Here is a 22,800-nt window from a genome sequence, read left to right on the forward strand (position 1 = left end):
TCGACGAGGCCGCGGTCAGCAGCTCGTCTCGGTCTCGGCCGAGCAGGTGTCGTCACCGGGCCCGCCGTCCGCGACGTCCTTGCCCGCGCCTCCGCGCAGGACGTCGTCGCCCTTCTTGCCCAGCAGGCTGTCGGCGCCGCCCCGACCGAGGATCGTGTCGTCGCCGCCCGCGCCGCGGAAGACCTCGCTGCCGGAGGACCCGCGCAGCCGGTCGTCACCCGGGGAGCCCACGAAGACCTCGAAGGCGTCGAAGCGCAGCCGGTGGGTGAACGCGGACCAGTCGAACGTCGTGGTGCCGGCGCGCGCGTCCAGGTCGGCCGGGTCGTCGAGCCGCAGCGTGTCGGACCCGCGGCCGCCACTGGCAGTGGCGTCGAACGAGAAGCCGAAGTCGACGACGTCGTCACCGGCGTCGCCGAAGGCGTGCGCGGTCTGGCTGACCAGCCTGATCTCGTCGTCCCCCGGACCGGCGTGGACCTCCGCCACGAAGTCCGGGTTGGGGCCTGTGGTCTCGCGCGACTGCGCGGCCTCGAGGGTGTCGTCGCCCGTACCGCCCTCGACGCGGCCGGAGTAGATCGCGACCCGGTCGTCACCGCCGCGGGAGCGGATCGTGTCGCGGCCGTCGCCGTCACCTCCGTCGAGGCAGTCCGCGGCAGGGCCTCCCTGGATCGTGTCGGCGTACGGCGTGCCGGTCCAGCACTCGATCCCGCTCGCACGGGTGCTGCCGCTGTTGCTCACCACCTCGCCGGCGGAGACGTCGATCGCGACGCCCGCGTCCATCTGGGTCACGTCGTGCAGGTTCCAGACGCTGTAGGCCAGCTCGTCGTCCCCCGGCCCTCCCTCGAGCTGGTCGCTGCCCGGGGTGCCGATGACCCGGTCGGCTCCGCCCCCGGCGTCGATCCGGTCATCCCCGTCCCCGCCGTCCAGCCAGTCGTCCTTGCCCAGGCCGGTGAGCTCGTCGTCGCCGGGCCCGCCGAACAGCTCGTCGGCCACCTCGGACGTGCCGATGAGCACGTCGTTCCCGGGGCCTCCGAACAAGCCCGCGACCGCACCTCCGGCGTGGAGGGTGTCGTTGCCGTCCCCGCCGTAGGCGACCTGGGAATGATCGCTGCTCACGCTCCAGTTCGTCGCAAGCCAGATGACGTCGTCGCCCGGGCCGGCCTGGACCGACGCTCCGCCCCTGCCACCCTGGCAGATGAGGTCGTCGCCGCCGTTGTCGACGAAGACGTCGATCGCGCCGGACTCGGTGCCGCCGAGCCAGACCACGTCGGGCCCGGGGGTGCCGTAGAGCCGGTCCGCCTGCGCGGTCCCCACGATGGTGGCCGTGCGGCCCTCGCAGGTGGGTGCCTCGGCGGCGCCCGCACCCGGGGCGAGACCGAGCGTGCCGAGGACCAGCGCCCCGGCTGCCACCGTCCGAGCGCCCGTCGCCACGCTCCTGCTCATGCCGCCGCCTCGCATTCCTCGCGGCGCTCGGCAGAGCACCGGTCGTGTCCCCTGCCACCGTCGGCGAGGTCGGGTCTGCCGCCCTGGCCGCGGATCACGTCGTCGCCCTGCCCGCCCTCGAGGACGTCGCGGCCGGGGCCGCCCTGGAGCAGGTCGCGTCCCCTGCCGCTCCTGGCCCGGTCGTCCCCGTCGCCTCCCTGGAAGTCGTCGGGGCCGTCCGAGCCGCGGAGCACGTCGTCGTAGTCCGAGCCGACGAGACCTTCGAACGAGGTGAGCTCCACCGTGGTCTCGAAGGTGCGGGGTGAGCCGGACACCGAGCCGGCGCCGAGATCGATGAGCCACCCCTCGCGACGACCGTCGTGCCGGGAGAGCTCGGAGAGGTCGAGCAGGTCCGGCCCCGGGCCGCCGTCGGCCGTCATCCGGTAGCCGTTCGCGAAGACGTGGTCCGCGCCCTCGCCGGCGTCGACGGTGATCGAGGTCCGAATCGGGTCCTGTCTCGTGTCGTAGGGCTCGACGTACGGGTACTCCGCCGTCACCACGTCGTCGCCGGGCCCTGCGTCCACGCTGCCCGCGGCGATCGCCACCAGGTCGGCGCCGTCGCCCGCGACGATCGTGTCCTCACCCGCACCGAAGGCGCCGTCGAGGCAGTCGGCCCGGTCGGACCCGGTCATGGTGTCGGCCATGCTGGTGCCGACCCAGCACTCGTTCTCCGTGACCGTGTCCACGTCGGGCCCCGACAGCACCGTCCCGGCCGTGACGTCGACCGTCACCGGGCCGGGCACGAAGTCGTCGAACTCCTCGCTGGCCTGTGCGTTGGAGTTCTCGCTGTAGACCAGCCGGTCGTGCCCGGCACCGGCATCGACGTCGTCGCTGCCGGGTCCCTCGTAGACCCGGTCGTCGCCACCGCCGGCCCGGATCTGGTCGTCGCCCTCACCACCGGTCAGGAAGTCGGAGCCCCCTCCTCCGACCAGCACGTCGTCACCGGCGTCCCCACCCAGGAAGGCGGTGTCCTGCGGCGGTGCGACGAGCCTGTCGGAGCCGGGACCACCGCTGACGTCGAGACCGAGGATCTGATCACCCGGGAGCGCCCCGTCGAGGTGGACCTCGTCGGCGCCGTTCCCGGCGTCGATGGAGACCGGGCCGAGCCCGCCCTGGCACACGAGATCGTCCCCGTCACCGCCGACGAACCGGTCGTAGTGGTCGTAGCCCCGACCCTCGAGGGCCGTGCCGCCCAGCCACACGACGTCGTCGCCGGGCGTGCCGTAGAGCCTGTCGCCGTACGGCGTCCCGACGATGGTGGCGGTCCGGCCCATGCAGGTCGGCGTGTCTGCCGCCTGGACCGGCGCCGGCCCCATGAGCCCGACCGCGGCGACGGCCACGAAGCCGACGAGATGGATGTTCCTCGCGCGCAAGACTTCCCCCTGTGCTCCCCGCCCGCCCGAGTCAGCTGCAGCGCTCGGCCGAGGCTATCTCAGCGGGCGCCGGTCAGCCCCTCCGAATGACTGCCGGAGAGCCGCTGCGCGAGGTAGATCGGGATCGCGGACAGGATCACGAGGACTGCCGCGACCACGTTCACCACCGGCGCCTGGTTGGGGCGGAAGAGATTCTGGAAGATCCAGATCGGCAGCGTCTGGGTGGTGCTGCTCGCGGTGAAGGTCGTCACCACGATCTCGTCGAAGGAGAGCCCGAAGGACAGCAGCGCCCCGGCGAGCAGTGCCGAGCGCAGCATCGGGAAGGTCACCAGACGGAACGTCGTGAACGGGCCCGCCCCCAGGTCCATCGAGGCCTGCTCGAGGTTGCCCCCGAGACGCTGCAGCCGGGCCTGGACGTTGTTGAAGACGGTCACGATGCAGAAGGTCGCGTGGGCGACCACGATCGTGAAGAGGCTCAGGCTCACACCCAGCACGGTCGTGAACATGTTGTTCAGCGCGATGCCGGTGACGATGCCCGGCAGCGCGATCGGCAGGATGATCACCAGCGAGACCACGTTGCGCCCGAAGAAGCGGGTGCGCCGCAGGGCCAGGCCGGCGAGCGTCCCGAGGAGCAACGAGACAGCAGTCGCGGCCAGCGCCACCTCGACGCTGGTCCACAGCGCCGACCGCGCTCCCTGGCTCTGCCACGCGAGGTGCCACCAGTGCAGCGTGAAGTCCTTCGGCGGCCAGGTGAACGTGCGGTCGGCGTTGAAGGAGTTGATCATCACCAGCACCAGCGGCGTGTAGACCACCACGAGCACCAGTCCGGTGAATCCGAGGAGCGTGGCCCGCAGGCCGCGGGACATGGTCATCGAGCTGCTCATCGCGCGGTCCTCACAGGTTCTCCAGCGCGCCGGTGCGGCGTACGACGGCGAGGTAGACCAGCATCACGACGACCGGCACCGTGGCCACGGCGGCCGCGAACGGCAGGTTGTTGGCGGCACCCACGTTGTCGTAGACGACGTTGCCGAGCAGCTGCCCGGTCCCGCCGACGATCCGCACCGCGATGTAGTCGCCCATGGACAGCGAGAAGGTGAAGATCGAGCCCGCCACCACGGCCGGGAACGCCATCGGCAGCACCACCCGCCGCAGCGTCGTCCACGAGTGCGCCCCCAGGTCCGAGGACGCCTCGAGCAGCGAGTCCGGGAGACGCTCCAGCCCGGCGAAGACCGGCAGGATCATGTAGGGCAGCCAGAGGTAGGCCAGCACGATCGTGGTCGCCGGCAGCCCGTAGCCCGGGCTGTCGAGGCCGAACGGCGCGGCCAGCCACGAGATCAGCCCACCCTCCGAGAACATCCCGCGCCACGCGTAGGCCTTGACGAGGTACGACGCCCACAGCGGCATCAGCACCGAGATCACCAGCAGCCGCTGGGCCCGAGGCGAGGCGACCTTGGCCATGTAGAGCGCGATCGGGAAGGCCAGGACCGCATCCACGACGGTCACCAGCGCCGCGATCAGCAGGGTCCGGACCGTGATCGTGCGGTAGACCTCGATCGTGAACAGGTCACGGAAGTTGTCGAGCGTCCAGACCCGCTCGATCTGCCCGGTGAAGTCGTTCTGGGTCCACAGCGAGGTGATGAACAACGCCGCGAGCGCCCCGAGGTAGGCGACTCCGAGCCACAGCATCGGCGGCGTGAGCAGCAGCCCCACCCGGAACCCCGGCCGCCGGCCGAGGCGCGGGATCGCCGAGACCCCGCGCCCCAGCGCGTGCACGAACCTCAACGGATCAGCCCTTGACCTCGGTCCAGGCCTGCGTCCAGTCCCCGTAGTCGGTGCACTTCACGTTCGTGCGGCCGTCGAGGCAGTCGGAGATCGGCGTCGTCCAGTACCAGATCTGGTCGGAGTAGTCGGCGTCCGTGGCGTGGTAGGCGTCGCAGAACTTCTTGTCGCTGGTCAGGTCGCAGGCCTTGGTGTTGGCCGGGGCCTCACCGAAGTACTCCGCCACCTGGGCCTGGGCCGCCGGGCTGGTGATGTAGTCCATCCACGCGTAGGCGCAGTTGGAGTTCTTGGAGTCGGCGCTGATCATCCAGGTGTCCGACCAGCCGGTCGAGCCCTCCTCGGGCAGGACGGCGTCGACCGGGACCTTCTCCCCCTGGGCGACCTGGGCGATGACCTCCCACGTCGTGCCGATCACCGAGTTGCCGGTCGAGAAGGCCTGCACCTCGCGCAGGTAGTCCGACCAGTACTCCGAGACGTTCTCCTTCTGCTTCTTCAGCAGGTCGACCGCGGCCTGGAGCTGGTCCTGGTCGAGGGCGTAGGGGTTCTCGATGCCCAGCTCGGGCTGGTGCTTCATGAGGTAGAGCGCCGCGTCGGCGATGTAGATCGGCGAGTCGTACGCCGTCACCTTGCCGGCGTACTTCGAGGCATCGTCGAAGACCGCGCTCCAGCTCGTGGGCGCCGGCTTCACGTCCTCGGTGTTGTACATCAGCAGGTTCGCGCCCCAGCCGTGCGGGACGCCGTACATCTGGCCGTCGACGGAGTTCCAGTCGCGGTCCTTGAGGAAGGACTCGATGTCGCCGTAGTTCTGCAGCAGGTCGGTGTTGACCGGCGCTGCGTCCCCCGAGGCGATCAGGCGCAGCGAGGCATCGCCCGAGGCCGAGACCACGTCGTACTCCCCCGTCCCCATCAGCTTGACGGCCTCGTCGGAGGTGCCGAAGTACTTCACGTTGGCCTGGCAGCCGGTGTCCTTCTCGAACGGGGAGACCCAGTCCACCTTCGGGTCGTTGCTGCCGTCCTCGGCGTACCCGGGCCAGGCCAGGATGTTGACCTGGCCCTCCATGTCGCCGAGGGACTCCTTCATGGCGACGTCGGGGGGCGTGAAGCCGCCCCCGCTGCTCGAGTCCGAGCTGGTGTCGGAGCTGGTGCCACATCCCGAGACCGCGGCCAGCAGGACGACGCCCGCCAGCGCCGTGAACCGTCTGGAGCTGATCTTCTTCATGCTGTCTCCTCCTCAGGGGACGCCACCGGGTCGGGACGGGACCCGCCCAGGGACACCAGGTTGTCGCGCTGCCAGGTGAGCACGACCGGTCGGTCACGCCGCTCGAGGGCGGCGTCGATGCTGCGGTCGGTGTTCTGGTGCGAGACCGTGAGGGTCACGCCCGCATCCAGGTCGACCACCGAGTGGGTGCTGGCGCCGAGGTAGACGACCTCGCGGACCACGCCGCGCGCCACGCACGTGGACGCGTCGGGTCTCGGGGCGCTCTCGGGGGCCACCATCGCCACCTTCTCGGGGCGCACCACGAAGGTGCCCTCGCTCCCCACCAGCCGCCGGGCCACGTCGCCGGTCAGCAGGTTGGAGGTGCCGACGAAGCCGGCCACGAACGCGCTCGCCGGCTGCTCGTAGAGCTCGACGGGCGTGGCGAGCTGCTCGATGCGCCCCTCGTTGAAGACCGCGATGCGGTCGCTCATCGTGAGCGCCTCCTCCTGGTCGTGGGTCACGAACACGAAGGTGATGCCGACCTCGCGCTGGATGGCCTTGAGCTCGATCTGCATCTCCCGGCGCAGCTTGAGGTCGAGCGCGCCCAGGGGCTCGTCGAGCAGCAGCACCTTGGGCCGGTTGACCAGGGCCCGGGCCAGGGCGACCCGCTGCCGCTGGCCGCCCGAGAGCTGGTGCGGCCGGCGGTCGCCGTACCCCTCGAGCCGGACGGTGGCGAGCGCCTCCTCCGCGCGGGTACGCCGTTCGCCGCGCGGCACCTTCTTCACGCGCAGGCCGTACTCGACGTTCTGCCGCACGCTCATGTGCGGGAAGATCGCGTAGTCCTGGAAGACGGTGTTCACGTCGCGCGCGAAGGGCTGCCGGTCGGTCACGTCGTCGCCCGCGAGCAGGATCCGGCCTCCGGTGGGCTGCTCGAACCCGGCGATCAGCCGCAGCACGGTGGTCTTGCCGGATCCGGACGGGCCGAGCATCGAGAAGAACTCGCCGTCGGCGATCTCGAGGTCCAGGTCGTCCACCGCGCGCACCTCACCGAAGTGCTTGCTGAGCCCGCGGAGGGTGATCGCCGTCGACATGAATGAACGGTAGCGTCCGCAACTTGCGACTTCCATCGTCAAACGGCATGAGCACAACGGTTTTCGCAGTTGTTACCCCGTCGTGACGATGTTTTGCACGGCGCCGCTCAGAGCTCCTGCTGACCCCAGGGGCTGCCGTACTCGGTCAGCAGGTCCAGGAACGGCACGGCGTCGAAGGCCTCCGGCCCCAGGACGCCGGCCCCCTTCCAGATCCCGCGCGCGAGCAGCTCCAGCGCCACCACGGGGTTGATCGCGGTCTGCCAGACCACGCACTGGTGGCCGTACTCCCGCATGGTCCACTCGTTGTCGACCACGTGGTAGAGGTACGTCGACCGGTCGGCGCCGTCCTTGCCCTTCCCGGTCACCCACAGCCCGGCGCAGGTCTTGCCCTTCATCCTGGGCCCGACCGTCGCCGGGTCCGGCAGCACCGCGGCGACCACGTCGCGCGGTGAGACCTCGACGCCTTTGACCCGCACCTTCTCGGTCGCGTCGAGGCCGAGCGTGTGCAGCACCTTGAGGATGTTGATGAACTCGTCGCCGAGGCCGTACTTGAAGGTCGCCCGCCTGCAGTCCACCCAGCGCGGCATGAGGAGCACCTCCTCGTGCTCGACGTTGACGCACTCGACCGGCCCGATGCCCTCGGGGAAGTCGAAGACCTCGGGCTCGGAGAACGGCGGCGTCGTGTGCCACTCGCCGTCCTGCCAGATGACCGGCGGGTTCAGGCACTCCTCGATCGTGGTCCACATCGAGAAGGACGGCGCGAAGATCTCGTTGCCGTCGTCGTCGGTGACCACGAGGTTGGCGCCGTCGCGGGTGCCGAGCTCGTCGATCTCGCTGAACAGGTGGTCCGCGGCGTACCGCGCGAACACGTCGGACAGTCCCGGCTCCACCCCGATGCCGACCAGCGCCAGGCGGCCGGCCGACTCCCAGTCGCCGGCGAGCTCGAACTGTTCGTCGCCCAGCTTCACCCCGGTCTTCTCGTACGGCGACTCCGGGTGCGGCCTCGACAAGGACATCGCCATGTCGAGGTAGTCGGCGCCGGCCGCGAACGCGCCGTTGAAGATCGACATGTTGAAGACCGGGTCGACGGCGTTCATCACGTGGGTGATGCCGTGCTCGCGACACAGGGCGGCGACCGCGTCGGCCGACGAGGCGTCGACCTGCGCGGCGACGTACCGGTCGTCCTGGGCCGCAGCCGTCTCGGCGCGTGCGGGGTCGTAGTCGGCGACCACGATCGCCTCGAAGAAGTCGCGGCGCGCCGCGATCGCGGCGAAGGCGGCGCCGACGCCGCCGGCGCCGACCAGAAGGATCCTCATGGTTCAGGTTGCCTTTCGTCTCATCGGGTTGAGCGTCGCGAGAGTGGTGTGATGCCGAGGCGGAGGCGCGAAGGCGGCCTTGGAGCGGAGCGGGCCGTCGAGCGCCGACACGCAGGCACCGCGCCGCTGTCGCGGCGCTCAGCCGATGTAGGACATGACGTGCTTGATCCGGGTGTAGTCCTCGAAGCCGTAACCGGAGAGGTCCTTGCCGTAGCCGGAGTGCTTGAACCCGCCGTGCGGCATCTCGGAGACGAACGGGATGTGCGTGTTGATCCACACCGCGCCGAAGTCGAGACGGCGCGACATCCGGAGCGCCCGGGCGTGGTCCCGGGTCCAGACGCTGGAGGCCAGGCCGTACTGGACGTCGTTCGCCCAGCTCAGTGCCTGCGCCTCGTCGGTGAACTTCTGGACGGTCATCACCGGCCCGAAGATCTCGGTCTGGATCTGCTCGTCGGTCTGCTGCAGGCCGGAGAGCACCGTGGGCTCGTAGAAGTAGCCCCGCTCGCCCTTGCGCGAGCCGCCGGTCTGGATGGCGGCGTGGTCGGGCAGCCGGTCGACCATGCCGGACACGTGGGCGAGCTGGTTGGCGTTGTTCAGGGGCCCGTAGTAGGTGGACTCGTCGTCGGGCAGGCCGGTCGGCATGCCCCTGGCCGCCTCAGCCAGGGCGGCGACGAACTCGTCGTGGATGCCCTGCTGCACGAGGACCCGGGTGGCCGCGGTGCAGTCCTGGCCGGCATTGAACAGGCCCGCGCCCGCGATCCCCTCCGCGGCGGCGGCGATGTCGGCGTCGTCGAAGACCACGACCGGCGCCTTGCCGCCGAGCTCGAGGTGCACCCGCTTGAGGTCGTGCGACGCCGCCTCGGCGACCTGCATGCCCGCGCGGACCGAGCCGGTGATCGCGACCATCTGCGGGGTCTTGTGGGAGACCAGCGCGCGGCCGGTGTCGCGGTCGCCGCAGACCACGTTGAGGACGCCCGGCGGGAGGAACTCCTGGGCGATCTCCGCCAGCAGCGTCGAGCTCGCGGGGGTGGTGTCGCTCGGCTTGAGGACCACGGTGTTGCCGGCAGCGAGGGCGGGCGTGATCTTCCAGATCATCATCAGGAGCGGGTAGTTCCACGGCGTCACCTGGCCGACCACGCCGATCGGCTCCCGGCGCACCCAGGAGGTGTGGTCGGCCATGTACTCCCCGGCCGCCTTGCCCTCGAGCAGGCGGGCCGCGCCCGCGAAGAACTTGAAGTGGTCCGAGGCGTAGGGCATCTCCTCGTCCATCGTGAGCTGGACCGGCTTGCCGGTGTCCTTGCACTCGACGGCGTTGATCTCCTCGACGCGCTCCTCGATGGCGGTCGCGATCTTGAGCAGCGCGTTCGAGCGCTCCTGGGGGGTCGCGTAGCCCCAGCCCTCGAAGGCGGCGTCGGCTGCGGCGTACGCCCGGTCGATGTCCTCGTCGCCCGACTTCGGGGCCTGGGCGTACACCTCGCCCGTGGTCGGGTCGATGACGTCGTAGGTCTCCCCCGACGCACTGTCGACGAGCTCTCCGTTGATGACGTTGCGGAACGTCTTGTCAGCCATGTCTCCGGCCCTCCGGGTCTTGTCAGCGGTGGCAGTGAGCCTAACCACCCGACAACGGAATCTGTAGGGGCAGCCGCACTCTCAGGACGGATTTCGTCTTCGTGGACTGGTCAGGCTTCGAAGACCGGCACTCCATCGACCCAGGTCGAGAGGACCCGGGTCGCTCCGACCTCGTCCGCCGGACCGGCGAACGGGTCCCGGTCGAGGACCACGAGGTCGGCGACCGCCCCGGGCGCCAGGACGCCTGCGTCGTCGCGGTGGTCCACCCACGCGGACCCCGAGGTGTACGCCGCGAACGCGGTCTCGAGGTCGAGCGCCTGCTCGGGCAGGAAGGGCTCGCGGCCGGCCGGCCCCTCCTCGCCGTGGGCGGTGCGGTTGACCGCGACGTGGATCGCGGCGAGCGGGTCGGGGGTGCTGACCGGCCAGTCGCTGCCGGCGACCAGCCGGGCGCCCGCGCGGTGCAGGTCGCCGAAGGGGTACTGCCACCGGGCCCGCTCCGGGCCGAGGAACGGCAGGGTGAGGTCGACCATCTGCTCGTCGAGGCAGGCCCACAGCGCCTGCATGTTCGCGGCCACGCCGAGCTCGGCGAAGCGGCGTGCGTCGGCGGGGTGCACGACCTGCAGGTGGGCGACGTGGTGGCGCAGGTCGCCGGCGTTCCCGGCCCGCTCGAACGCGTCCAGCGCCTCACGCACGCCCCGGTCGCCGATGGCGTGCACGTGCACCTGGAACCCCTCGGCGGCCAGTGCAACGACGTACGTCCCCAGCGCCTCGGGGTCCACGAACGAGTGGCCCGCGTTGGCGGTGGCGTGGCCGCACCGGTCGAGGTACGGCGTGGTCATCGCCGCCGTGCCGTTCTCCGCGACACCGTCCTGCATGATCTTGACGCTGGTGGCACGGAAGCGGCCGTGGGTGTAGTCCGCGCGGCGGGCGACGAGGTCCTGCACCTGCTCGAGGCCGCGGTCGCGGTCCCACCACAGCGCGCCCACGACGTGCGCCGTCAGGTCGCCGGCCCGGGCCGCGCGCAGGTACGTCGGGCCGGGGTCGTCCATGCCGGCGTACGCGCCGACGATCGCGTCCTGCCATCCCGTGACGCCGAGGCCGTGCAGGTGCGCCTGACCGGCGAGCAGGGCGGCGTAGTACTCCTCCTCGCTGGTGCCCGGCAGGTGACGGGCCACCGCGAGCATGGCCCCCTCGTGCAGGGTGCCCGTGGGGCGTCCGGCGGCATCCCGCTCGAAGCGTCCGTCCGGCGGGTCGGGGGTGGTCGCGTCGACCCCGGCGACCTCGAGGGCGCGACTGTTGACCCACGCCCCGTGGTGGTCGCGGTTGGGCAGGAAGACCGGTCGGTCGGGCACCACCGCGTCGAGGTCGGCCGCGGTCGGGGTGCCGCCCGGGAACGCCGACATCGCCCAGCCGCCCCCGAGGATCCAGGGCAGCTGGGGGTGGGCGGCGGCGTACTCCCCGACCAGGGCGAGGTAGTCGGCCCGGGTCGTCGCCCCCGAGAGGTCGCAGCGGGTCCGCTCCAGCCCGCCCTGGACCGCGTGGACGTGGGCGTCGACGAACCCCGGGGCGACCAGGCCACCGGTCACGTCGACCTGCCGCGCAGGACCGTCCGGGTCGTCGACGAGCGCGAGCCGCCGGTCCAGGATGTCGAGGTCCGGCCCCCGGACCACGTCGACGATCCGGTCGTTGCGCACGACCACCGCGCCCGGCCCGGCGTACCGGTGCCCGTCGAAGAGCGCGCCACCGCGCAGCACCACCGTCGCCATGGCCGCATTCAAACAGCCAAAGGTCGTCAGGTCACCCGAAATCTGGGGGATGATCGACGGATTCCGCGCTTCTGGTCGCCGTTCGCCACGGATTCACTTGCTCAAAGCACGATCACCGGCGACGATGGACGGCATGCACCCGGACTACGACCATCTGCAGCAGGCTGCCAAGGACCACCTGTGGATGCACTTCACGCGGCACTCCACCTATGAGAGCTCGGACGTCCCCGTCATCGTCCGGGGCGAGGGCGCCTACATCTGGGACGCCCAGGGCAAGCGCTACCTCGACGGGCTCGCCGGCCTGTTCGTCTCCCAGCTCGGCCACGGCCGGACCGAGCTCGCCGACGCCGCCTCGAAGCAGGCGCGCGAGCTGGCGTTCATGCCGCTGTGGTCCTACGCGCACCCGACCGCGATCGAGCTCGCCGAGCGGGTCGCCGGCTACGCGCCCGGCGACCTCAACCGCGTCTTCTTCACCACCGGTGGAGGCGAGGCGGTCGAGAGCGCCTGGAAGCTGGCCAAGCAGTTCTTCAAGATGACCGGCAAGCCCACCAAGCACAAGGTGATCAGCCGCGCGATCGCCTACCACGGCACCCCGCAGGGCGCGCTCTCGATCACCGGCCTGCCGGGGATGAAGGCACCGTTCGAGCCCCTCGTGCCGTCGACCTTCCGGGTGCCGAACACCAACTTCTACCGGGCCGCCGAGACCTCCTACCTCGGGCCCCACGACGAGCACGCGTTCGGCCAGTGGGCGGCGAACCGGATCGCCGAGGCGATCGAGTTCGAGGGCCCCGACACGGTGGCCGCGGTGTTCCTCGAGCCGGTGCAGAACTCCGGCGGCTGCTTCCCGCCGCCGCCCGGCTACTTCGAGCGGGTCCGCGAGATCTGCGACGAGTACGACGTGCTGCTGGTCTCCGACGAGGTGATCTGCGCGTTCGGCCGGCTCGGCCACATGTTCGGCGCGGAGCGCTACGGCTACCAGCCCGACATCATCACCTGCGCCAAGGGCCTGACCTCGGGCTACTCGCCGCTCGGCGCGATGATCGCCAGCGACCGCCTGATGGAGCCGTTCCTGCGCGGGCACGAGTCGTTCGCCCACGGCTACACCTTCGGCGGACACCCGGTCTCCACCGCGGTGGCCATGGCCAACCTCGACATCTTCGAGAACGAGAAGGTCAACGAGCACGTGCGCGACACCGAGGGGGCCTTCCGGGCCACGCTCGAGAAGCTCAAGGACCTGCCGATCGTCGGTGACGTCCGCGGCGACGGGTACTTCTACGGCATCGAGCTGGTCAAGGACAAGGCCACCAAGGAGACCTTCAACGAGGAGGAGTCGGAGAAGCTGCTGCGCGGCTTCCTCTCCAAGGCGCTCTTCGACGAGGGCCTGTACTGCCGGGCCGACGACCGCGGCGACCCGGTCGTCCAGCTGGCTCCCCCGCTGATCTGCGACCAGCAGCACTTCGACGAGATGGAGCATATCCTGCGCGTGGTCCTGGACAAGGCCTACTCGCTCCTCTGACCTCCTCCGCACGCCGACTCGGCGCTCCTTGACGCATCAAGGACGCCGAGTCGGCGCTGCTTGACCCGCCGAGTCGGCGCTGATTGACCCGCCGAGTCGGCGTTGCTTGACCCGCCGAGTCGGCGTTGCTTGACCCGCCGAGTCGGCGTTGTCCACAGATCTGATTTCGCCCGAGATCGGGCGGCCCTGACGGGAAGACGTCTGGGCATGGATCATGACAACGCCCCGCCCCTCGACGACGACTTCCCGCTCCCCGTCGACCACCCCTTCACCCGTCAGCAGGCGCTGGCGGTCGGCCTGACCGACCGACGCCTGCGCAAGCTCGTGGACGAGCGCAGACTGAGACGCGAGGTCGTCGGCGTCTACGTGCCGGCTCAGCTTCCCGACATCCAGGACGTGCGTGCGCAGGTCATCTCGCTGGTGGCCCCGCCGGGCACCTTCGCGTGCGACGAGACCGCGGCCTGGCTGCATGGTGCGACGATGGCCCTCGCTCCGAACTCACACCTGGTCGTCCCCAAGGTCATAGCTTCTTCCGCCCCGCCGACGAGGGTCGGCTTCGCAACCGGTTGACGGCCAGCGGCGAGCGCACCGTCATCGAGGACGACCTGATGGTGGTCGGCGGGGTCGTCACCACCACGCCGCTGCGCACCGCCCTGGACCTCGGCCGGCTCCGCCGCCGCGATCAGGCCCTCGCCGCGTTGGACGCACTGCTCCGTCTCGGCGTCTTCACCCACGAGGAGCTGCTGGCCGCCATCGAGCGGTTCGCCAAGCAGCGCGGCGTCCGGCAGCTGCGATGGCTGGCACCGCTCGCCGACGGGCGCTCCGAGTCGTACGGCGAGTCCGTCCTCCGGCTCCGTTGGTACGACGCCGGGTTGCCCACGCCGCAGCTCCAGATCTCGGTGGTCGTCGACGGACGCGAGGTCTTCCGTCTCGACATGGGCCTCGAGGAGCTGCTCTTCGCCGCCGAGTACGACGGCCAGCGGTGGCACTCCTCCGACGAGGACGTCGCCGCTGACACCGGCCGGCGCCACTGGCTGACCGAGCAGCGGCACTGGCTGATCGAGGTCTTCCGGAACGACAACGTCCACGGCCACGACCAGGATGCCGACGTGCGGCTGCGCCGGGCGTACGAGGAGGCGAAGCGGACGCTGGGGTCCCGCACGATCATCGTGTGAGTCAACCAGCGCCGACTCGGCGTACGCGGCTGCGTCAAGCAGCGCCGACTCGGCGTGCCCCGCTGCGTCAAGCAGCGCCGACTCGGCGTACGCGCCTGCGTCAGGACTTGCGCGCGGCGCTCGCCAGCTCTGCCCCGACGGGGCCGGCGGTGAGGCTGCGTTGGCGTTGCCGGTTGCGGGCCTCCCCCGCGAGCACGATCGCGATCGAGATCAGGAACATCACGGTGCCCACGACGTTGACCTGCATCGGCACCCCGCGCTGCGCCACACCCCAGACGTACATCGGGAAGGTGGTGGTGTTGCCGGCGTTGAGGTTCGTGATGATGAAGTCGTCGAACGAGAGCGAGAAGCTCAGCAGCGCTGCGCCGAGGATGCCAGGGAACACCAGCGGGAAGGTCACCCGCCAGAACGTCTGGGACGGGGTGGCGTACAGGTCCATGGCCGCCTGTTCGAGATTGTCGTCGAGGCCCGCGAGCCGGGCTCGCACGGTGACCACCACGAACGACAGGCAGAACATGATGTGGGCGATCAGGATCGTCCAGAACCCGAGCTGGCCGGCGAAGCCCGACGCGACGAACAGCGCCAGGAGCGAGGAGCCCATGACGATCTCGGGCGAGGCCATCGGCAGGAAGATGAGCAGGTTCGACGACGACCGGCCGGCGAAGTCGTAGCGGACCAGGGCGAAGGCGGCGAGCGTGCCCAGGATCGTCGCGACGAGGGTGGCGACCAGCCCGATCTCGATGCTGCGACCGACCGCGTGGCACATGCTCGGGTCCTCGCACGGGTTGAGCCAGTTGTGCAGCGTGAACCCGTCGAAACGGTAGATCAGCCGGCTCTGGGGGTCGTTGAAGCTCATCAGGATCACGACCGCGATCGGGATGAACGTGTAGGCGAGGACCAGCAGGCCCAGCATCAGGACCAGGTGGTCGCGGATCCAGCGTCCGGTCACAGCAGCTCCTCCGTTCCCGCCCGGCGGACGTAGACCAGCACCATGCCGACGATCAGCACCATCAGGATCATCGAGAGCGCGGCCGCGGCCGGATAGTCGTTCGCATCGGTGAACAGGCTCTGGATCACGCTGCCGACCATCCGCTGGTTGGGGCTGCCGAGCAGCTGGGCGTTGATGAAGTCACCGACGGCCGGGATGAACGTGAGCAGGGTCCCGGAGACGACGCCCGGCAGCGACAGCGGCCAGGTCACCTTGAAGAAGCCCACCACCGGGTTGGCGTAGAGGTCGCCGGACGCCTCGATCAGCCGGTGGTCGATCTTGTCGATGCTCGCGAAGAGCGGGAGCACCATGAACGGCAGGAAGTTGTAGGTCAGGCCGGCGATGACGGCCACCGGGGTGGCGAGCAGGCGCCCGTCGGGACCGAGCAGGTGCACGGCCTGCAGGGCGTTCACGACGAATCCGTCGTCGGCCAGGATCAGCTTCCACGACAGCGTCCGGACCAGGAAGCTGGTGAAGAACGGTGCGATCACCAGCACCAGCATGAGGTTCTTCCAGCGACCCGCCTTGAACGCGATCGCGTAGGCGAGGACGTAGCCGAGCAGCAGGCACAGCAACGTGGCCACCGCGCCGTAGACCAGCGACCGGACCAACGGCTGCCAGTAGTCCTGCAGCGCGTGCCAGTAGTTGCTCCACTCGTAGGTCATCTCGTAGCCGCGGAAGTCCGACCCGGACGGGTCGTAGAGGCTGGTCGCGAGCAGGGAGTAGAACGGCACGACGAAGAACAGCACCAGCCAGAGCGCGGCCGGGATGAGCAGGAGGTAGCCGACGGCCCCGCGCCGGCGCTGGAAGTCGCTCATCGCTCAGTCCTCGTTGCTCCGCTGGGCACCGGCGGCAGCGTCCTGGCTGTAGTCGAGCAGGAAGGCGTACTCCGGACGCCAGGAGAGCTCCACCTGCTCCCCCGTCCGGAACAGCCGGCGGTGCCCGGTGTTCTGCTGGAACACCTGCAGCTCCTGGCCCCACGGCATCCGGACGAGGTACTGGGTGCTGACGCCGACGAAGCTGACGTCGGTCACCACGCCGCCCGGGACGCTGTTGCCCGGGGCGTCGAGCTCCTCACCGAGCTCGCCGATCAGCACCTTCTCCGGCCTGATCCCGATCCACCCCTTGTCACCGTCGGCGTGGGCGCGCTCCACCGGGATCGACACCCCGATGCCGTGCATGTCGACGGTGACCAGGTCGGCGGTGCGGTGCGTCACCGCACCCTCGATGAGGTTCGACTGGCCGAGGAAGTTGGCCACGAACGTCGAGCGGGGGTTCTCGTAGAGGTCGGACGGCGAGCCCATCTGCTCGATCACCCCGCGGTTCATGACCGCGACCGTGTCGGCCATGGTCATGGCCTCCTCCTGGTCGTGGGTGACGTGGACGAAGGTCTGGCCGACCTCGTTCTGGATCCGCTTGATCTCGATCTGCATCGAGCGGCGCAGCTTGAGGTCGAGGGCGCCGAGCGGCTCGTCGAGGAGGAGCACCTGGGGCTCGTTGATCAGCGCCCTGGCCAGCGCGACGCGCTGCTGCTGGCCGCCGGAGAGCTGGGCCGGCTTCTTGCGCGCCTGGCTGGTCAGCTCCACGAGCTCGAGCATCTGGTTCACCTGCGCCTCGACATCGGACTTCTTGCGCCGCCGCAGCCCGAACGCGACGTTCTCGAAGATGTCGAGGTGCGGGAAGAGCGCATAGCTCTGGAACACGGTGTTGACCGGGCGCCGGTAGGGCTTGGCGAACGTGATGTCGTCACCGCCCAGCGTGATGGTGCCGGACGTCGGGATCTCCAGCCCGGCCACCATCCTCAGGGTCGTGGTCTTGCCGCACCCCGAGGGCCCGAGCAGCGCGAAGAACGAACCGCTCGGGATGTCGAGGTCGAGGTCGTCCACGGCGGTGAAGGCCCCGAACGACTTGGTCACCTGCCGCAACCGGAGCCCGTCGAAGTCCTCACCTCCGGACGCCGCGGTCATGTCCTGCTCAGCCACCTGTGACATCGGACCAGTCCCTTTCGTACTCGACCGTCTGGCGGTCGTCGAGCGGCATGAAGTCGAAGGTCACCGAGAGCGTCTTCGAGTCGGGGAAGATGAGTGGGTTGTCCACCAGGGAGGGGTCGATCTTCTCCATCTCCTGCTGGGCGCCCTCGACAGGGCAGATGTAGTTGACCCACGCCGCGAGCTTCGCCGCGACCTCGGGCTCGTAGTAGTAGTTGATCCACGCCTCGGCGTTCGACTGGTGCTGCGCGAGGTTGGGCACCAGCATGTTGTCGCTCCAGAGCGACAGGCCTTCCTCGGGCGTCACGAACTTGATGTCGGGATTGTCGAACTGGGCCTGGATCACGTCGCCCGACCAGGCCTCGCAGGCGACGATGTTGCCGGCCGCGAGGTCCTGGATGTACTCGTTGCCGGTGAAGGCCCGCACCTGTCCGGCGTCCACCACGCTCTGCAGCTTGTCGATCGCGTTGCCCCACTGGGCGGAGGTGAACTTGCTGGGGTTGGCGCCCACCACCTTGAGCATGAAGCCCATCGTGTCGCGCATCTCGCTGAGGAGCGTGATCCGTCCCTTGAGGTCCGACCGTGTGATCAGCTCCTCGAAGCTGCCGACCTCCTTGGTCTTCGCCGCGTTGTAGGCGATGCCGGTCAGGCCGCTCTGCCACGGGGCGTGGTACTTCAGCTTGGGGTCCCACTGCCGGTTCCGCAGCGGCTCGATGAGGTTTTTGTGCAGGTTCGGCACCTTGGCCGGGTCGAGCGGCTGGATCCAGCCGAGGCCGATCATCCGGGCGGCCATCCAGTCGGTCAGGATGATCATGTCGCGCCCCACCGGCTGGCACGAGGCGAGCTGGTTCTTCACCTTGGCGTAGAACTCGGCGTTGTCGTTGACGTCGTCGGTGTAGTCCACGGTGATGCCGGTGCGGTCCTGGAAGACCTGCAGCGTCGAGGTCGACTTCTTCTTCGGGTCGATGTACGCCGGCCAGTTGGAGATGATCAGCTGCTTCTCCGACGCCGAGACATCGGTGGCGCGGCACTGCGCCGGGTCCTGCTGGGCTCCCTCGGTCGCGAAGAACGGAAGCTTCAGGGCCGCGAGACTGGCGCCCACGAAGGCCACGCCCCCGGCTCCCTGGAGCAGCCCACGTCGGGTGAGCCCCCGATTGTTCGGCATGTCCGGCGTCATCGAACTCCCTTCGAGGCGGTCCCGATGCTCGGATCGTGCCACGCCAGCCCCCCTCCGACAAGCGATCCAGTCGATCTGAAACGTTCACGCAACGAAATCCCTCGTTTTCGGGGACGCCGTTCATCCGCTCGTGATGCCCGCAGGCTCCGATGCTGCCGCGCTCGGCGAGCAGGAGCGCCCCGAGCACGAGCGATCCCGTCGATCGTGGTGTCCCAGACAACGAAATCCCTCGTCGGAAGGCCGGATTTCTTTGACCCGTCGCCCCGCCCCTGCCAGCATTCGGGGCATGAACCGCAAGCCCGAGCGCCCGGCCACCCAGCTCGACGAGGTCTCCAAGGCGATCATCGAGCAGCTCCAGCAGGATGGCCGCCGGTCCTACGCCGCTATCGGGAAGGTCGTCGGGCTGTCCGAGGCCGCGGTGCGGCAGCGGGTGCAGCGGCTCATCGACAGCGGCGTCATGCAGATCGTGGCGGTCACCGACCCGCTCGAGCTCGGCTTCGCCCGCCAGGCCATGGTCGGGGTGCGGGTGACCGGGCCGCTGGAGCCGGTGAGCGACCGGATCGCGGCGCTCGACGAGGTCGACTACGTCGTCGTCACCGCCGGCGCCTACGACCTCCTCGTCGAGGTCGTGTGCGAGAGCGACGAGCACCTGCTCGAGCTCATCTCCGGCAAGATCCGCGCGATCGACGGGGTGGCCGCGACCGAGACCTTCATGTACCTCCGGCTGCGCAAGCAGACCTACTCCTGGGGTGTGCGCTGACCTCCACCACCGACGCCGCGCGGCTCTCGTTCTGGCACGAGACCGCCGACGACGCGTGGACGCCGCGTGCTACCCTGCCGGGCGACCTCGACGTCGACGTGGCCGTGGTCGGCGCCGGCTACACCGGGCTGTGGACCGCCTACTACCTCGCCGAGGCCGATCCCTCGCTGCGGATCGCAGTGCTCGAGTCGGAGGTTGCGGGGTACGGCGCCTCCGGGCGCAACGGCGGCTGGTGCTCGGCGCTGTTCCCGACCTCGCTCCCGGCGCTGGCCGCGATGTCGGACCGGGCCGGCGCCCTGGCCCAGCACCGCGCGATGCGCGACACGGTCGACGAGGTGTCCCGGGTCGCGGACGCCGAGGGTCTCGACGCCCACCTGGCCAAGGGCGGCACGATCGTGCTGGCGCGCAACCGCGCCCAGTGGCAGCGGGCCCGCGCCGAGGTCTCCTCCGCCCGTTCGTGGGGCCGGGGCGAGGACGACCTCCGGCTGCTGGACCGGCGCGAGGCCACCGCCGTGCTCGCCGGCGCGGGGACCCGCGGGGCGACGTACACCCCCGACTGCGCCGCCCTGCACCCCGGCCGCCTGGTGCGCGGGCTGGCCCGCGCGGCGGAGCGTCGCGGCGTCCGGATCTTCGAGGGGACGCGGGTGACCCGGATCGAGCCGGGGCGCGCGCACACCGAGCACGGCGTGGTCCGGGCCGAGACCGTGGTGCGGGCCACCGAGGGCTACACCCCCGCGCTCCCCGGCCAGTCCCGTGCCGTGGTGCCGGTCTACTCGCTCGTCATCGCGACCGAGCCGCTGCCGGCCGACACCTGGCGCCAGATCGGGCTGGCGCGCCGCGAGACCTTCAGCGACCACCGCCACCTGATCGTCTACGGCCAGCGCACCGCCGACGACCGCATCGTCTTCGGCGGCCGCGGCGCGCCGTACCACCTCGGCTCGCGCGTGCGGCCGGAGTACGACCGCGACGAGAAGGTCTTCATCAAGCTCTACGCCGCGCTCCTCGAGCTGCTCCCGGTGCTGGCCGGCACCCGGGTGACGCACGCGTGGGGCGGCGCGCTCGGCATCCCCCGGGACTGGTGCGCCTCGGTCGGGCTGGACCGGAGCACCGGCCTGGCCTGGGCGGGTGGGTACGTCGGCGACGGCGTCAGCACCACCAACCTGGCCGGGCGCACGCTGCGCGACCTCGTCCTGGGTCGTGACACCCAGCTGACGTCGCTGCCGTGGGTGGACCACCGGTCGCGCCCGTGGGAGACCGAGCCGTGGCGGTGGCTCGGCATCAACGCCGGGCTGCACGCGATGACCCTCGCCGATGCCGAGGAGCGGCTGACCCGACGGCCCAGCCTGCTCGCCCGGGCCGTGGCGCCACTGGTCGGCGGGTGACCCGGTGACGCGACGCGCGCTGGTCCGGCGCCCCGGGCCCCGGCTGGCCGAGGGCCTGCTCACCCACATCGAACGCACCCCGGTCGACCTCGAGCTGGCACACCGGCAGTGGGAGGGGTACGTCGCGGCGCTGCACGCCGAGGGCTGGGAGACCATCGAGGTCCCTGCAACCGACGACTGCCCCGACGCGGTGTTCGTCGAGGACACCGTCGTGGTCCACGGCGACCTCGCGGTCATCAGCCGCCCCGGGGCCGACGAGCGCAAGCCGGAGACCGCCGGGACCGAGGAGACACTCACCCGGCTCGGCTACCGGATCGCCCGGATCGAGGCCCCCGCCACGCTCGACGGCGGAGACGTGCTCAAGCACGCGGGCACCGTCTGGGTCGGTCTCGGCGGACGGACGAACGCCGAGGGGCTCGAGCAGCTCGCGTCGCTGCTCGAGCCGCTGGGCGTGACGGTGGTCGGCGTGCCGGTGAGCCGCGTGCTGCACCTGAAGTCTGCGGTCACCGCGCTGCCCGACGGCACCGTCATCGGTCACGAGCCCCTCGTCGACGACCCCGGCGTGTGGAGCGAGTTCCTGCCCGTGCCCGAGGAGGCCGGCAGCCACGTCGTGGTCCTCGACGCCGGCACGGTGCTCATGTCAACCAGTGCGCCGCTCTCACGGACGCTCTTCGAGTCGCGCGGGCTGCGGGTGGTGGCGGTGGACATCAGCGAGTTCGAGAAGCTCGAGGGCTGTGTCACCTGCCTGTCGGTGCGGCTGCGCGGCTGACGGCCTCAGGGCACGTCGAAGCCGTTCGCGGCGGTCCGGGCCGGGCGGCCGGAGTCGCGCAGCCAGGCCTGGAAGAAGCCGTCGAGGTCCTCGCCGCTCACCTGCTCGGCCAGCGCGGTGAACTGCTCGGTGGAGCCGTTGCCGCCGGAGCCGGCGCGCAGCCAGGTCCGCAGCAGGCGCCAGAAGTCGTCGTTTCCGATGCGGTGGCGCAGCGCCTGCAGGGCCATGCCGCCGCGCTGGTAGACCGGCCAGTCGAAGAGGTGGTCAGGCCCCGGGTCGGCCACCTCGAGCGACCAGAAGGACGACTGGCCTCCCAGGGAGTCGTACGAGTCCTCGAGCCACTGCTGGGCTCGCTCCCCTCCGTGGGCCTCGGCGTAGCGGGCCTCCATGAACGTGGCTGCCCCCTCGTTGAGCCAGATGTCGCGCCAGCTCTCGACCGCGACCGAGTCGCCGAACCACTGGTGGGCCAGCTCGTGGACGACGGTGCTGACCGAGCCCGAGGAGAGCACCGGGTAGGTGGGACGGGTCTGGTTCTCCAGCGCGAAGCCGGGGCTCAGGCTGGTCGTGAGCCCGCCGGTGGTCGAGAACGGGTAGCGGCCCAGCTCGCCCCGGAGCCAGTGCACGAGCGCGGGGGTGCGCCGCATCAGCCGCAGCGACCGGGCCCGGGTCGGCTTCGGGACCTCCTTCGACACCGCGACCAGCCAGGGCAGCCCGTGGGAGCGCCCCTTGCGGACCGCGAAGTGACCGGCGGCGAAGAAGGCCAGGTAGGGCGCCATCGGCTCGGCAGCGCGCCAGCGGGTGGTGGCGCGCCGCCCGTGGACCGTGCGCGAGACCCGGCGGCCGTTGGCGATCACGTCCCGGTCCCGCGACACGGTGATCGAGATGTCCATGAGCGCCTTGTCGCGCGGGTGGTCGTTGGCGGGGAACCACCACGCGGCCATGTGCGGCTCGTTCATCGCCACGACCTCGGTGTCGTCGGCGAGCCAGCTGTGCTCGCCCTCCCAGGAGCGCCTGGCTGGCCGCCCGGCGTAGCGGACCACGACGTCGTGCGTCGACCCGTCGGCCAGCGGTGCGTCGATGCGCAGCTCGTGCCGGTCGGGACGGGACCACTCGACCTGTGTGCCGTCGACCCGCACCCCGCGCACCGGGAGCAGGAAGTCGAGCTGGAAGCGGCTCAGGTCACGGGTCGCCTGGAGAGTGACCACCGTGCGACCCGAGAGGCGACCGCTCGCGAAGCGGTAGGAGTCGTGCACCTCGTAGCGCAGGACGTCGATCCCGCCGTTGCCGTCGAGCGGGAAGTAGGGATCACCGATCCCGGGGCTGCCCGGGACCAGTGCCGTCCCGGCTTGCGCCGGCAGCGACCCGAGGACCGGGGCGACGAGCGCGGCCACGAGGCCGAGGACTGCTGTCCGGGCCGCACGGCCCGGGCGTGGTGGCTTCACGACCAGAACCTAGCCGAGTCGCGGCGCTGCGA

Annotated in this window: 20 protein-coding genes; 6 read left to right on the plus strand and 14 right to left on the minus strand. The window is 70.5% G+C overall.

Going from position 1 to position 22,800, the window contains the following annotated elements:
* Window positions 1-15 precede the first annotated feature (15 nt).
* From ACZ43H_RS11520 to ACZ43H_RS11560, 9 genes are all read right to left on the minus strand, one after another.
* A complete protein-coding gene (locus ACZ43H_RS11520) occupies window positions 16-1,440 on the minus strand; it encodes a calcium-binding protein (RefSeq protein WP_464590416.1) in 1,425 nt (474 codons plus the stop codon).
* Entirely contained in the window at window positions 1,437-2,852 is a 1,416-nt protein-coding gene (locus ACZ43H_RS11525; protein ID WP_464590418.1) for a calcium-binding protein, read from the minus strand. Before ACZ43H_RS11525 ends, ACZ43H_RS11520 begins: the two co-directional genes overlap by 4 nt.
* A gap of 59 nt (window positions 2,853-2,911) precedes the next feature.
* Window positions 2,912-3,736 (minus strand): ABC transporter permease, encoded by an 825-nt coding sequence (locus ACZ43H_RS11530; protein ID WP_464590420.1) that lies wholly within the window; start codon window positions 3,734-3,736, stop codon window positions 2,912-2,914.
* A gap of 10 nt (window positions 3,737-3,746) precedes the next feature.
* On the minus strand, window positions 3,747-4,625 hold the full coding sequence (locus ACZ43H_RS11535; protein ID WP_464590801.1) for an ABC transporter permease: 879 nt from the start codon (window positions 4,623-4,625) through the stop codon (window positions 3,747-3,749).
* A gap of 13 nt (window positions 4,626-4,638) precedes the next feature.
* Window positions 4,639-5,850 (minus strand): ABC transporter substrate-binding protein, encoded by a 1,212-nt coding sequence (locus ACZ43H_RS11540; RefSeq protein WP_464590422.1) that lies wholly within the window; start codon window positions 5,848-5,850, stop codon window positions 4,639-4,641.
* Window positions 5,847-6,920 (minus strand): ABC transporter ATP-binding protein, encoded by a 1,074-nt coding sequence (locus ACZ43H_RS11545; RefSeq protein ID WP_464590424.1) that lies wholly within the window; start codon window positions 6,918-6,920, stop codon window positions 5,847-5,849. Before ACZ43H_RS11545 ends, ACZ43H_RS11540 begins: the two co-directional genes overlap by 4 nt.
* Before the next feature lie 107 nt (window positions 6,921-7,027).
* On the minus strand, window positions 7,028-8,236 hold the full coding sequence (locus tag ACZ43H_RS11550) for a saccharopine dehydrogenase family protein (protein ID WP_464590426.1): 1,209 nt from the start codon (window positions 8,234-8,236) through the stop codon (window positions 7,028-7,030).
* A 138-nt stretch (window positions 8,237-8,374) separates the two neighbouring features.
* Window positions 8,375-9,805 carry a gamma-aminobutyraldehyde dehydrogenase gene (locus ACZ43H_RS11555; RefSeq protein ID WP_464590428.1) on the minus strand — a complete coding sequence of 477 codons (1,431 nt, stop codon included), beginning with the start codon at window positions 9,803-9,805 and terminating at the stop codon, window positions 8,375-8,377.
* Between the two features lie 110 nt (window positions 9,806-9,915).
* Window positions 9,916-11,571, minus strand: a complete 1,656-nt coding sequence (locus ACZ43H_RS11560; protein WP_464590430.1) for an amidohydrolase — start codon at window positions 11,569-11,571, stop codon at window positions 9,916-9,918.
* A gap of 133 nt (window positions 11,572-11,704) precedes the next feature.
* Between ACZ43H_RS11560 and ACZ43H_RS11565 the strand changes: the two genes are divergently transcribed.
* The 3 genes from ACZ43H_RS11565 (at window position 11,705) to ACZ43H_RS11575 (ending at window position 14,262) form a co-directional block, all read left to right on the plus strand.
* Window positions 11,705-13,087 carry an aspartate aminotransferase family protein gene (locus ACZ43H_RS11565; protein WP_464590432.1) on the plus strand — a complete coding sequence of 461 codons (1,383 nt, stop codon included), beginning with the start codon at window positions 11,705-11,707 and terminating at the stop codon, window positions 13,085-13,087.
* 207 nt (window positions 13,088-13,294) lie between these two features.
* Complete coding sequence (locus ACZ43H_RS11570; protein WP_464590434.1) at window positions 13,295-13,657, plus strand: hypothetical protein; 363 nt, start codon at window positions 13,295-13,297, stop codon at window positions 13,655-13,657.
* Window positions 13,654-14,262, plus strand: a complete 609-nt coding sequence (locus ACZ43H_RS11575) for a hypothetical protein (protein ID WP_464590436.1) — start codon at window positions 13,654-13,656, stop codon at window positions 14,260-14,262. The genes ACZ43H_RS11570 and ACZ43H_RS11575 overlap by 4 nt, the downstream gene beginning before the upstream one ends.
* 100 nt (window positions 14,263-14,362) lie before the next feature.
* On the opposite strand, the gene ACZ43H_RS11580 is transcribed toward ACZ43H_RS11575, so the two are convergent.
* From ACZ43H_RS11580 to ACZ43H_RS11595, 4 genes are read right to left on the minus strand one after another with little or no spacing between them, the layout of a single operon-like run.
* Window positions 14,363-15,211 (minus strand): ABC transporter permease, encoded by an 849-nt coding sequence (locus ACZ43H_RS11580; protein ID WP_464590438.1) that lies wholly within the window; start codon window positions 15,209-15,211, stop codon window positions 14,363-14,365.
* Complete coding sequence (locus tag ACZ43H_RS11585) at window positions 15,208-16,068, minus strand: ABC transporter permease (protein ID WP_464590440.1); 861 nt, start codon at window positions 16,066-16,068, stop codon at window positions 15,208-15,210. Before ACZ43H_RS11585 ends, ACZ43H_RS11580 begins: the two co-directional genes overlap by 4 nt.
* Before the next feature lie 3 nt (window positions 16,069-16,071).
* Window positions 16,072-17,232 (minus strand): ABC transporter ATP-binding protein, encoded by a 1,161-nt coding sequence (locus tag ACZ43H_RS11590; protein ID WP_464590442.1) that lies wholly within the window; start codon window positions 17,230-17,232, stop codon window positions 16,072-16,074.
* Window positions 17,225-18,403: an ABC transporter substrate-binding protein gene (locus ACZ43H_RS11595; protein WP_464590444.1), complete on the minus strand. Its 1,179-nt coding sequence runs from the start codon at window positions 18,401-18,403 to the stop codon at window positions 17,225-17,227. The genes ACZ43H_RS11590 and ACZ43H_RS11595 overlap by 8 nt, the downstream gene beginning before the upstream one ends.
* Before the next feature lie 298 nt (window positions 18,404-18,701).
* On the opposite strand from ACZ43H_RS11595, the gene ACZ43H_RS11600 reads away from it, so the two are divergent.
* From ACZ43H_RS11600 to ddaH, 3 genes are all read left to right on the plus strand, one after another.
* The gene (locus ACZ43H_RS11600; protein ID WP_464590446.1) at window positions 18,702-19,175 is read left to right on the plus strand and encodes an Lrp/AsnC family transcriptional regulator; all 474 of its coding nucleotides are present in this window, start codon (window positions 18,702-18,704) and stop codon (window positions 19,173-19,175) included.
* 98 nt (window positions 19,176-19,273) lie between these two features.
* On the plus strand, window positions 19,274-20,557 hold the full coding sequence (locus ACZ43H_RS11605; protein WP_464590448.1) for an NAD(P)/FAD-dependent oxidoreductase: 1,284 nt from the start codon (window positions 19,274-19,276) through the stop codon (window positions 20,555-20,557).
* Between the two features lie 4 nt (window positions 20,558-20,561).
* The gene (ddaH, locus tag ACZ43H_RS11610) at window positions 20,562-21,326 is read left to right on the plus strand and encodes a dimethylargininase (protein WP_464590450.1); all 765 of its coding nucleotides are present in this window, start codon (window positions 20,562-20,564) and stop codon (window positions 21,324-21,326) included.
* A 5-nt stretch (window positions 21,327-21,331) separates the two neighbouring features.
* On the opposite strand, the gene ACZ43H_RS11615 is transcribed toward ddaH, so the two are convergent.
* Window positions 21,332-22,768, minus strand: a complete 1,437-nt coding sequence (locus ACZ43H_RS11615) for a M1 family metallopeptidase (protein WP_464590452.1) — start codon at window positions 22,766-22,768, stop codon at window positions 21,332-21,334.
* Window positions 22,769-22,800: the final 32 nt, after the last annotated feature.

The organism is Nocardioides sp. DN36 (genome assembly GCF_055380375.1).